At 69.8% G+C, this 11,807-nt stretch carries 7 protein-coding genes; 2 read left to right on the top strand and 5 right to left on the bottom strand.

Features of this window, described 5'->3' with window-relative positions:
* Positions 1 to 1,971, top strand: coding sequence for a hypothetical protein (locus ACFFRH_RS11675; protein WP_344750249.1), 1,971 nt, complete (start codon positions 1 to 3; stop codon positions 1,969 to 1,971).
* A 14-nt stretch (positions 1,972 to 1,985) separates the two neighbouring features.
* Positions 1,986 to 3,776: a hypothetical protein gene (locus tag ACFFRH_RS11670; RefSeq protein ID WP_344750250.1), complete on the top strand. Its 1,791-nt coding sequence runs from the start codon at positions 1,986 to 1,988 to the stop codon at positions 3,774 to 3,776.
* A 16-nt stretch (positions 3,777 to 3,792) separates the two neighbouring features.
* Here ACFFRH_RS11670 and ACFFRH_RS11665 read toward each other — a convergent pair whose 3' ends face one another.
* From ACFFRH_RS11665 to ACFFRH_RS11645, 5 genes are read right to left on the bottom strand one after another with little or no spacing between them, the layout of a single operon-like run.
* Positions 3,793 to 6,585, bottom strand: a complete 2,793-nt coding sequence (locus tag ACFFRH_RS11665; RefSeq protein ID WP_386156127.1) for a trypsin-like serine peptidase — start codon at positions 6,583 to 6,585, stop codon at positions 3,793 to 3,795.
* A complete protein-coding gene (locus tag ACFFRH_RS11660; RefSeq protein ID WP_344750252.1) occupies positions 6,582 to 7,883 on the bottom strand; it encodes a CHAT domain-containing protein in 1,302 nt (433 codons plus the stop codon). Before ACFFRH_RS11660 ends, ACFFRH_RS11665 begins: the two co-directional genes overlap by 4 nt.
* The gene (locus ACFFRH_RS11655; RefSeq protein ID WP_344750253.1) at positions 7,880 to 9,625 is read right to left on the bottom strand and encodes a hypothetical protein; all 1,746 of its coding nucleotides are present in this window, start codon (positions 9,623 to 9,625) and stop codon (positions 7,880 to 7,882) included. The genes ACFFRH_RS11660 and ACFFRH_RS11655 overlap by 4 nt, the downstream gene beginning before the upstream one ends.
* Before the next feature lie 2 nt (positions 9,626 to 9,627).
* The gene (locus ACFFRH_RS11650; RefSeq protein WP_344750254.1) at positions 9,628 to 10,563 is read right to left on the bottom strand and encodes an AAA family ATPase; all 936 of its coding nucleotides are present in this window, start codon (positions 10,561 to 10,563) and stop codon (positions 9,628 to 9,630) included.
* On the bottom strand, positions 10,560 to 10,910 hold the full coding sequence (locus ACFFRH_RS11645; protein ID WP_344750255.1) for a CU044_2847 family protein: 351 nt from the start codon (positions 10,908 to 10,910) through the stop codon (positions 10,560 to 10,562). The genes ACFFRH_RS11650 and ACFFRH_RS11645 overlap by 4 nt, the downstream gene beginning before the upstream one ends.
* Positions 10,911 to 11,807 lie beyond the last annotated feature (897 nt).

Raw genomic sequence — 11,807 nt, 5'->3', positions numbered from 1 at the left:
ATGAGCACGGTGCGGTTGCCGTTCGAATGGGCGGTGGGGGGCAAGCTCCCGGGCAGCGGTGACGACTACAAGATCCTCGCCTGCAGTCAGGGGCTGCTGAGCTACGACGACTTCGAAGAGATCAGAACGGTCTACACGATCGGCACTCCGGAGACGCTGCCCCAGGTCATGATCGCGTGGGTGGGCAGCGGCGACGACGCGCACCTGGTCCTGGCCATCCAGAGGTGGTCGGACGAGGAGGACAGGCAGCACCGCAGGATCGCCCGCACCAACTACTTCTGCGTGCCGTACTCCCACATCGCCCGGTCTCCCCGCCCGGTGTCCTACGAAGACCTCTACCACGTTCTCAAGGAGTGCCCGCTTCCCATGGAGGGCCAGCTCGTCGTCTCGGTTCCCACGCTCGACTCCGGCGCGCTGGCGGCAAGGGTCGACGGGAGTGCCATGACCACGGCCGCGTTGCTCATGACCGGTCAGCAGGTCTGCGTCGTCGAGGGCGAGGCCGTTCCGATGATTGAGCGCCTGCGATTCCTCGACATGGTGGCCGCGCTGCTCCCGTACGGCATGCGCGCGAGGCTGGCGGTGTCCACGTGGGCCAGCAGTACCGCCGATCACAAGATCAGGTTGGCGTTCACCCAGCATGTCCCGGCCAGGACATACCCGGTCGTCTGGGGGCACTTGGCGCACATCCCCGATGTTGAGGAAGACGCGTACCACTACCTGGCCCTGCTGGGACGTCACGATCCGGACGCCAAGCTGATCGACTGGCTCGCCGCGCGGACCGAACCGCTCACGTTCGGCAGGAACGGGAGGGGACGTGCGCTGGACCTGCTCCGGGGGTTCGCCCCTTCGTCCGCACCGGCACTCATGCCCCCGCCCGCCCCCGTGCCCGCCCGGCCGCCTGTCCAGGAGCCGCTGGAAGGGCTGCTGACCGAGTGCGCCGACGTCCTCGAAAGCGGGAGAACGGCCGAGATCAGGGCCGTTCTCGAACGGCTGGACGGCGTTGTCGCGAGCCGTGGACAGATGATCTCGGATGACGAGCGGGCCCGGTACCAGAAGATCATCGAGGATCGGCGGTTGCTGGCGCCGAGGGTCAACCTGCCCGAGGACCTGGAGGCTTACCTGCATGTGATGGTCCGGATGGCCGGACAGGGGCCGACGTCCGCGCAGGCGGGTGTGTCCACCCAGGACGAGGGCCTGCGGACCGGGGCGCCGACGACGGCGGTCGTTCGCAGGCCCCCTCCCGATCCGGTCGCCTCCATGAAGGCGGCGTACCAGCAGGGACGGGAGGAGCTGGACGCGAGGCTCAGGCTGCTGCGGACCACCGAGCTGGTCGCGGAGGCCGCGCGGCGGCCCTACGAGATGCGGACGGTGAGGATCGCCCGTGACGAGCTCGTCAAGCGAGGCGACGGCAACGCCAAGGACCCGAACGTCGCCGAGGCCCTACGCGAGTACGACTACCTCGCCGACGCGATCGACGCGCTCTATTCGGCCGGGAGCCGAGCCGGGTTCGACCTGCTCTCCGATCTGCTGAGGGCGGCCTACGGGCAGGAGCTCGACTCCCGGGCGTTCGAGCAGGTCTTCCCCTCACTGAGCAGGCGGCAGGGGACGCTGATCGCCGCCGCGGTGGTCCTGTCCGGCGTGGACGCGGGGGAGGCCCTGAAGCAGTCCGTCGTCAGGCTCGTACACGACTCGGGGCTCGACCGCGAGATCGTCGAGCGGGTGGAGGAGCGGCTGCGCGAATCCGAGCCCTCGAAGAAGCGGTGGTCCAGGCGCGAACGCCAGGGCGTCAAGGACGTCAAGGGTGGCAAGGACGTCAGGGATCTCAAGGATGTCAGAGGTCTCAGGGACCTCAGGGATGTCAAGGAGGTCAGGAACAAATCTCTTGTACCTACGCTGACCCTGTACTTCCTGGTGTTCCTGTTCGCCACCATCGCGCTGGTGGAGTTCTTCATGCTCATCCCGGGCTCCTGAGCGGAAGGCCGGTCATGTCGATAAAAGCCGAGTGGGCCCTGTGGGGCGTGCCCCCGGGAAGCAAGGACACGCACGACGTACTGGCCTGCAGCCGAGGGCGGATCGGCCGCTCGGGCTTCTCCGCGCTTGTCGACCGCTACGCGAAGGTGACCCCGAGGAAGCTCCCCCAGGTGACGATCGCCAGGGCGAGCGCCGACGAGGGCGCGCACATCTTCCTGGCCGTCCAGGAGTGGTCCGGCGCGCTCGACGGGCTGTTCCGGCGGATAGCGGTCACCCGCTGCTTCTGTGTGCCCTACGCGCAGGCCGCCTCCGGCCCCTTCTCCTATGAGGGGCTCTACCAGGCGCTGAACGGTCAGGTGCTGCCGTCCGGCGGTGATCTGCTCGTCATCGACCCACCGGCACTGGACGCCGAGGCCACCGCCGAGGCCGTGGACCAGACCGCCATGGGGGCGGCGGCCCTCCTGCTCACCGGCCGACGAATCTGCGTCGTCGAAGGCGGCGGAGCGCCGCTGCTCGACCGGCTCCGGTTCCTGGACACGGTGGCCGCGCTCCTCCCGTACGGCTTCAGGACCAAGCTGATCGCCTCGACGTGGGCCCCCTTCGCGGCCGGGCACCGGAACCGGCTGTTCTTCGCCGAGCATCCGTCGGAGGACGCGCTCAACATCACCTGGAAACAGGAGGTGAGCGTTCCCGAGAGCCACGACGTCGCCCACCGCTATCACGAGCTGCTGGTGAGCAGGAAGGAGAAAGGGCTCGCGGAGCTGATCGCGCGATTTTCCCGCGAGACCGGGCAGCGGAAGTTCTCCACGGAGACCCTGGAGGCGGTCCTTCCGATCGCCGAGTCCGGAACGGGGGCTCCCCGCACGCCGATCGACGACCTGCTGAGCGCCTGTGCCGACAGCATCGAGTACGGGCACGCCGACCTGATCCCCGGTCATCTGGCCCAGCTCGACGCGCTGCGGGGCTCGGCCGCCGTGAACGGCAGCGTGCGCCGCCGGCGCAACATCGTGAGTGACCGCCGCCTCCTGGCTCCACATCCCGCTCTGGTCCCGGCGGTTCAGGAGCATCTCTACGATCTGGTGCTGCACGTGGCCTACGGGCCCGAGCTCACCGTCGACGGGCTCGACCAGATTCTTGAGGAGGTGAATCCGATTCCCGCCCGGCTGCTGACCGCGCTGACCCGGATGCCGCCGGCTGATCCGGCCGTCAGGCTGAGACTCGCCGGCCGTCTCGACCCGCACCGGTCCGCACCGGTCCTCGCGCCGCTGTCCGTCGAGGAACTCGTCGCCGAGGGGGAGCGGGCGCCGGCCGACGCGCCCGTCGTGCGGCTCGTGTGCTCGGAGCTCGCCGCCCGCTGGGCCGAGCCCCTCCAGCGGACCGGCATCAGCGCGGCCCTGCGAGGCCGCGTGCGGCTCATGGCCGCGATCGAGCGGCTCGACGAGTCCGATGCGGACAGCCAGTTCGAGAGATGGCTCGTCCTGCTGGTGGCCGGATACGGCCCGTCCCTCGACTCGGACAAGGCGCGGAAGGCCTTCACCGTACATGCCGAGGCGTTGTCGGTGCCGCTGCTCGCCGCGCTGGCGCTGCTGTGCGACGCCCCTGCCCGCCGGCTGCTCCCGCACCTTCTCTTCCAAAGGCTTCTCGGCCAGGGCGGCATCACCTCGAAGACCTTCGAGAAGTTCCAGATCGAGCACGACACTCCGGAGCCTCTCCCGCCGGGGACGCGCACCACCCGGCCGGAGGAGTCCGGCGCCGACTCCTCACTCCTGCGACGCCTCGGGTTCACGTATCGCAAACGCGTCTAGGACGGGCCGGTTCGCCTCACTGCCGCGCCAGCCAGAGGAACGGCTCCAGCACGTCGATCGGACGCACCTCGCCGCGTATCCGGAGCCCGTCGGCGGGGTCGGTGCCGAATTCCGCGGAGAAGGCCGGCCGGTCACCCGCGGGCCCGGACCTCGTCGAGACGAGGTTCTGGTAGTCCTCCATGTCGAAATGCCCGCTCTTGGAGTTGACGTAGAAGCCGATCGACGAGGTCACGAAGTATCTGGTCCGGCCTTCGTGGAAGAAACGGGCGATGGCGTTCGGCACCATGTCCGTGTTCCCGCCGGGGGATAACCGGCACAGCTGCTGGAACAGCTCCTTCGCGTCCTCGTTCGCCACCCGGGGAAACCTGAAGGGATCCTCGGGGTCGGTCGTGAGCAACCTGAGCCGCTTCGCCGTCTCCAGAACCCTGAAGTCGTCGAACTTGGTGACGCAGACCGCGAGACGTTGCGGCAGGCGGCCGGTCGTATCGAGGTCCCGGCCGAGCCGCGGCAGCGCGCTCAGGAAGAAGCCGTGGGCGTCGTCCCCCTCCGACTCACGGAGGGGGTCGAAGAGATAGACGAGGTCATCGCAGGCGGCGAGCCATCGTGTCGTGTCCTCGCGCGGCCCGCCCGAGGTGTCCATGACGCCGAGATGGAGACGGACGCTGGTCTCGCGGCGCCCCATCCCCCAGAAGCCCCGGGAAGACAGACTTCCCCGGATCGTCAACTCCGTGTCGTCCAGGACGATGTTCGACGGGGGGAACCCGCGTTCCTGTACGAGGGCGTTGGTGAGCGTGACGAGCTGACCGGCCGCCGCCTGGTCGGCACCCAGCAGCGACAGGTCCGAGTCATGGCGCAGGGTCGCCACGTTGAGCGCGGCGAGAAAGGTGGCCTTACCGCTGCCCGCGGGGCCGAGCAGCCCGACACGGCGCACGCGCTGGCCGGGTTCCGGCGCCGGGCCGCGCTCGGCCGTGAACCTGCGCGTGGGAGCCGGCCTTCTCGCGGGGGCGGCGTGCTGTATGGCCATCGCGTCCACGAGGGCGGCAGGGTCGGCCCGGCGGAGTTCCACGAAATGGTCGGCGCCGAACCGCCTCAGGTGCGGGGACGTCCGGCCCGGCGCGTTGTCGGAGACGGTCATGAGGCGCACCCCGCGTTCGGCGAGTCGGCGGGTCAGCTGCTGGTGGTCGTAACGGTGCGGGCACGGGAGCCCCGCTTCGCGGCTGGCCCTGGCCGGATGGGGCGGCTGCCTCGCCAGCACCACGAGGACGACGGGACGGCCCGTCCCGCCAGAGGGGAGGAGGCTGTCTATGCGATGCAAGGCGTCTTCCAGGGGGGCCGCCCCCGGGAAGCTCTGCGACGTCGACCTCAGCTCCGCCAGTGATGCCAAGGCGTTCTCCGCGGGCTCCAGCCAGGAGCAGGTGACCACGGCCCGGCGCCCGTCGCCGCCGCGGCTGAAGTCGTGGTAGGTGTAGCCGACGAGCGCCACGTTCACCTCGCCGGGATATCTGGTCGTCAGCTGTTCGATCGTGGCCGCGGCCAGCTCCCGGCGTCGCAGGACGGCTTCGTCCCTCCCGGACATCTCGATAGCGAAGATCACGTCTGCCCGGCCTCGGTGAGCGAGGGAGGGCCGCGCGGCCTGTTCGCCCAGCAGGCCGTCCAGCGGCCTGGCGTCGGAATCCGGTGAGACATCGTCGTCGTGGTCCCGCGGGACTCCGGCGCGCACCGGGACCAGGTGACCCCGCCGGTCACGGACACCGGGTCCCCTTCCACCGCCCAGGGACAACTGTCCGGGAAGCAGCGCGTCCACCTCCCGCATCGTGATCGCCACACAGCCGCTCGGCCCGCGGACCTGCGTGACCATTCCGACGACGGCTCCGTAGCCGGGCGACCACACCGCGGCGCCGCTGAGGCCGGGGTCCAGCCGGTGGCCGGGATCGGTGGTCAGTGTGACGCTCCCGTGGGCGAGAGCGGCGTCCATCACCCCCTTGACGATCACACTCCGGCCCTTGGCGTCGGGCAGCCCCGCCGCCGACCACCGTCGTCCCACGAGGTCGTCCACTTCGTCCAGCCGTACGGGCGCCGTGACCACCTCGGGGGAGGGAGACTCCGCGAGCACCAGGACCGTCAGGTCACCCGAGGGTGTTCCCGCTCTCGCCCCCGTCCCCGATCCTCCCGAGGTCCTTGCGGCCACCGAGGCCCCGTACCGGTGCGCGGGCCGGTTCGCCCTGGGGAAGGTCACCCACAGCCGGTCCGTGGGCCGGTGGCCGGCCAGGATGACATGGGCGCAGGTCAGCACCCGATCGTCGTCGATGAGCACCCCGGCGCCCACCGGCGTCGGATCGTCCCCCCGATGGATCGCGGCGATCCAGGTTCCCTCCTCCCCCGGCCGCCTGCCGGGCCGAGGTCTCCCCGGCACGGTCTGGAGATCGGGCTGAGGATCTTCGTCCTCAGGGTTCGGCGTGGTGACGCGTACGGGCAGGATGTCGATCCTGACGGTGGCGCCCCGCTGGGTGCTGAGGCTGAGCCGGAGCTCGTCGTCCCCGGCGTCCCCCCGCGCGGTCACGACGAACCGGGCCGGTCCGTACGTGCCGCCGAACCGGTGGAGGATCACCGAGATGTCGTCCACCGACTCGACCGCGATCCGTTCCCCGCCGTCGAGCATGCAGCTGAAGGCGAACTCCTCCTCCCGGTAGGGCCACCCGTCGCCGGGCGACGCGAGCCTGAGATCCACCGTGACCAGGTACTCCTGACCCACCAGCATGGTCTGCGGCCAGCTGACCAGCGGTTCCAGCTGGACGGTGGGCGGACTCACCTGGCCTCCTCGCGCGGCCTCAGGGTGGTCTGCGGGTTTCCGAAGTACGTGTACATGAAGGCGTAGAAGAACGGGAGCAGCCGCGCGGCGGCCTCGGCGTCGTTCTCTGCGGGGACCTTCATGCTCGGTTCCGAGGCTTTTCTCCGGCAGTCGCGCAGGGCCACGACCACGGGCGTGTCGGGGTTCTCGGTGAGCGTGTGGAGCAGGGCCTTCGCCAGGTCGTATCCGTGCTCCCGGCCGACCTCTCCCATGGTGCCGATGAACCCCGAGGCCCCCGCGTCGAGGAAGACCTTGGCGAAGCTGCGCAGTGTGGTGTTGTCGAGGTCGGGGTCGACCCTCTCCCTGCCTGAGTGACAGGTGTTGAGGAAGACGAGCCCGCCGGTCTGTTCCAGGCGGAGCAGGTCGTGCGCGTGGATCTCGCGGAGACTGATCCCGCGCCCTGAGTCGCGAGGGCCCTCGATGAGCCTCATGTCGGCCCTGGCGTACGGGGTGTCGACCCTTCCGTACTCCCCATGGCAGGCCACGTAGACCAGGGAGACGGGATCGCCCTTCGCGTCCAGGGAGTTCAGCAGGGTTCTGAGGGAGACCTCCCGGGTGGTCACCTGGAACCGGTCAAGCAGGGCACGGTCGCCCGCCATGTCGGGAGCGACATAGGTGAGGATCTCGCCGGTGCATCTGGTCACCGCCGCGGTGGGCCTTCCCACCGAGCGGGCGATCGGGAACAGCGCGCCCAGCCATTCGACGGTCAGGTCCTTGTCGCGGTGCCACAGCAGTTCCCAGGGAAGGCCGTAGCCCGTCAGGTCCTCGATGATCATATAGACGTCGTCACCGTGCGCCCGGCGGATCTTGGAGAGAAAGCCCTTGAGGTCCTCACTGGCCTCCTTCGACCAGGTGATGAGGCGTATGAGTGTGCTGTTGGGAGACTCCCCGCCGTCGCCACCGTGGATGAGGTCTCCCAGTGTGAGCCTGGCGGGTCTCACCTGACGCGGCTGCCGCCGGTAGGCGAGTGCGATGCCGCAGCAGCAGACTCCCTCGATTCCGTAGCTCTCGGCGCCGCCGTCCCTCCACACTTTCAGGAAGGCGGTTTTGGGGGGCAGACTCGCGCTGAGCGCGATGGGGCTCGGGGGGAGAGGCCTCGGTTCGGAGACCACCGCGCCGAGGGCGTCGACCGGCGAAACCCGTCCCTCCGCAGCCTCGGGTGAGGAGTCCCTCGCTCGCGCGCGCCCGGCGCCGTGCGGCTTGAAGGAACGCCCCTCGTGGAGCAGGGCCCTGCGCAACCCGTTCGGCATGCCGGTCATCGGGATTCACCGCCCTGCTGGAGCCGGGCACCGCAGGCTTCGGCCAGCGCACGGGTCAGGGCCGCGCCCGGCCGGGGTCCCGGATCGAGGACGACGGCGTGGATCCGTTTCATTCTGCTCAGCTCACGTGCCATCGCCAGCGCGTCCTCCACCCCCTCGCTGCCGACGCGGTCGGGCAGCTCGCCCGTCGCGCTCGCGCGCAACGGTACGTTTCCGCGCCCGTCGGTGACGATGACGAGCAGCACGTCGTCGGCCGGCACCCTCCCCAGGTGGAGCCGGTGGCGCAGTGTCTCGACGGCGAGGTCGAGCCCGTGCGCGAGTGGGGTGCAGCGGCCCACGGGCCGTTCCAGGGCTCGTACGACCCGGGGGTCGAGCAGGCTGGACGCGCTGAACCGCTGGGCGCGGAGTTCGTTGGCGACGTCCGCCGCGCCGACCTCGATCACGGAGACGCCGGCCCTGCCGGTGTAGGCCCACTGCAGGTAGGGGGCGAGGGCGTCGAACCAGTCCCAGCCGATCCTGCACGTGTGGTCGAGGACGAGGACGAGGAGCCTGGCCGGGGCGGCGCCGCGGCGGTGAACCCTCAGGTCCGGCGGGATCAGGTGCAGGGAGTGCGGCGGGCGGGAGTGGTGGTCCTCGCACCGCCGTGCCTGCAGGGGAGCGGCGCCGAGGATGGTGGCGACGATGGCGAGATCGCCGAAGGTGCCCGGTCGCGACCCGATGGATCGGCCATGGCTCGGCCGCGACGAGGAGTGCCGCGTGGCCGGCGAACGGAGCGACCCCGGGTCTCGCTCGGGCTCGGCGTCGTCCTCCGGGTAGGGGCCGCCGGGGTCGGCGGGGGAGATGGGACCCGGATCGAGCGGCTGGGCGGGGCCCGGGGCCGCGACGTGGAACCCGTCCGCCCGAGGCGAGGGGGACGGTTCCTCTCCGCCGCGCCTCCCGGCTCCCCGGTCCCCTCCGGGGGCACGTCGTTCGCAGGCCTCACCGTCGGGGCCGGAGCCCCGCCCCCGGTCGCGCGGGGAGGGGAGTCGCAGGAGTGACGCCGCCAGCTCGACGTCGGCGTTCGTGGTCCGCGTACGGCCGTCGAGGGTCGCCAGCGCCCGGCCGATCCTGGCGAGGGCGAGGTCGCGGCGCGCACCGGTCGTGCCCGCCCGGACACGGTCGAGGACCTCTCCGACCACCTCGTCGGGCACCGTCGCGAGCCGGCCTCGGGCCAGCGCGCGGCGCCACTTCCCGGCCGGAGGCTCCAGCACCGAGGACAGCCCGGAGGCGTTGACGCGCAGGGGGAAGCGGTCGAGGAGATGGGGTGGGACACGGCCGGCGTCGGCGCGGGCACAGGTGGCCACCCACCGGGTTCGTGGCATCCAGGTCACGCTGAGCCCTTCGCGCTCCAGGTGGGCCACATCGGCGTCCAGGAGGGTGATCGCGGCCCGCTGCCCGGTGAGCGAGAGTCTCGCGAGATCGGAGACGAGGACGGTGCGGGGAGGAGCGCCGTGTTCGTCGACCAGAGGTCCGGGGGAGACGCCGAACGCGGGACTGGAGGTCAGGCCGATCCACGCGTTGTCGGCGACGGCCGACGTTCCCAGTACGTACGGGTGGGGATTTCCGAGAAGTGAGCCGAGCCAGTGCCCGATGTCGAGGAGCAGGGCGGGCTCCAGGTCGAACAGGAGCACCCCGCGGAGCCGCGGGTCGAGCGCGGCACACGCGAGGGCGTATCTCACCCGCACTGCGGTCGGCATGGCCATGGTCACTCCAGGATGATCCTGTTCAGCTGGTCCCGCTCCTTCGCGGTCCATGTGATGGACTCGCCGTACACCGCCTCGGGCAGACGGTGCGCCAGCGCGAACTCGGCCACCGCGCGGACGTCGTCGGGGGTGACGACCTCGTGTCCGTCCAGTGCCGCCCGCGCTCTGGCGGCCAGTGCCATCACCTTCTCGCCGCGGTGCCCGGCCACCTCGAACCTCGCCGAGATCCGGGAGCAGAGACCGAGGATCTCGTCCGGCATCTTCACCTGGCCCACTCTCGTCCTGGCCCGGTCGAGACGCGTCCGGATCTCCCGATCCCGCGCGGCCCCCTTCGCCAGCCACGGGGAGTCCGGCCTGGCGATCTCCTCCTCGAACCGCAGGACCGTGCGGAGGATCTCGTGCCGCTGCTCGACCGAGGTCTCGGCGCTGACCGGCACCAGAAGGCCGAACCGGTCGAGAAGCTGCGGGCGCAGCCACCCCTCCTCGGGGTTCATGGTGCCGACCAGCGTGAACTTGACGGCGACCGTCGGCCTGTCGAGCCCTTCCCGGTGGACCACCAGCACATTGGTCGAGGTGACGTCCAGGATGATGTTGACCAGATGATCGTCGAGGAGATTGACCTCGTCGATGTAGAGGAGGCCCTGTTTGTCGGCGGCTTCGAGCAGACCCGCCTGCCACTCGGTCTTGCCCGTCATCAGCGCGTCGATGCTCCAGCCGCCCAGCACACGGTCCTCGGTGGCGTTGATGGGCAGCGTGACCGGAAGCCCGCCGTAGGCCATGAGGCTGAAGGACCGTACCGTGGTCGACTTGGCCGTGCCGCGCTCGCCGCTGACCAGCACGCCGCCGATGCCCGGTGCGACGAAGGCCAGCTCCAGGCAGCGGCGCAGGTCCGTCTGCCCGACGACGTGGCTGTAGGGCAGAATGCGTACCTCGGTCATGGAATCGGCTTCCTCCAGCGCAGCGTCACCAGGAGCTGTGCCCCCGAGCTCAACTCCACGATCTTCGCGCCGACCTTGCCGTCGACCTTCACGGCGAGTTGCATCTCGAACTCGTCGGGACGCGCCTTCTCCGCCATCGTCGCGATCTGGTCCCGCGCCTCGTAGGCGCAGCTCGCCACCATCTGGATCGCCTCGCTGAACAGGTGACGGCTGATCACCAGCGGCTTTTCCAGCGGTCCCCGGGTTTCGCCGTCGTAGATCGATGAGAGGTCATTCGTCGGTAATTCGTCGAGCTCGATTTGGATGTCCCCGTGACCGGACGCACTCGGGACCGCCACCACAACCATGAAACCTCACCGGAGATTGACGTTGTTTCCCGTGCCGTATGGCAGGTCACTGATTCTGCCGTAGATGCCGGTGCGCGTCACCATATCCGATGATGTGCTTTCTTTGGAATGCGACTCGGTTGATTATCCGGCCATCGGGGCTTCGGGCGAAACAACTCGCATTCATCGGGGCCGGGGCGGATCTCCTGTGTTCTTGCAGTTCGTGCGAGGTGCCCGTCCAGCTGGGGAGCCTTTCGTGATCTCTTCCGTCAGGGGGAGAGGAGGGGGCCTGGTTCGTGCGGGGTGGCCGGTACGGGCGGGTTCTGCGCCGGTACGTGGCCACGAAGATCTATAAGTGTATTTAGGGGGAATAGTATGAAATATCGTCCTAATTCTGGCGGGGCACCCAAGGGATTCCGGCTGGGCGCCCGAGAGGACACGGAACAGCCGGTTCCCGGCCGTTCGTCGCCCCTCCAGACCTCCGCGGGCGCCTGGCCGGAAAGCCGGAACGGCTCCGCCGGTGTACGGCCGGAAAACGCGCCCCGACCCTGGTGGTCTTTCTTTGGAATCCTGTTCTTTCGTGTCAGGGCCTGTCGATGATCTCCCGACCCGTGGAACGGGTGAACTCCGCGGACGACCGCGCGAATTTCTCGTGTCCGCGGGGATCCAGACGTCCACGGCCCGCTCGGAACCAGCTGTGAGCGGGCCGTTCGACGGACTTCGATGTCACCGCACTGCCAATGCGGTTCGGGTTTACCGCCCGTCCGGGCTCGAACTCCCTTCCGTACTCCGCGGGCCCTCTCCAAGGACCGGGAGGGGACCGCGGCCACCGGACCCCGCAGGGTTCCGGTCGCGGTCGCGGTGAAGCCCTGACTCGGTGACGCGGCGACATGGAAGACCACGCCCGGCCGGACCGGT

Source organism: Streptosporangium vulgare (assembly GCF_042428775.1).
GTDB lineage: Bacteria > Actinomycetota > Actinomycetes > Streptosporangiales > Streptosporangiaceae > Streptosporangium > Streptosporangium vulgare.
This window is presented reverse-complemented; position numbering and strand designations above follow the sequence as displayed.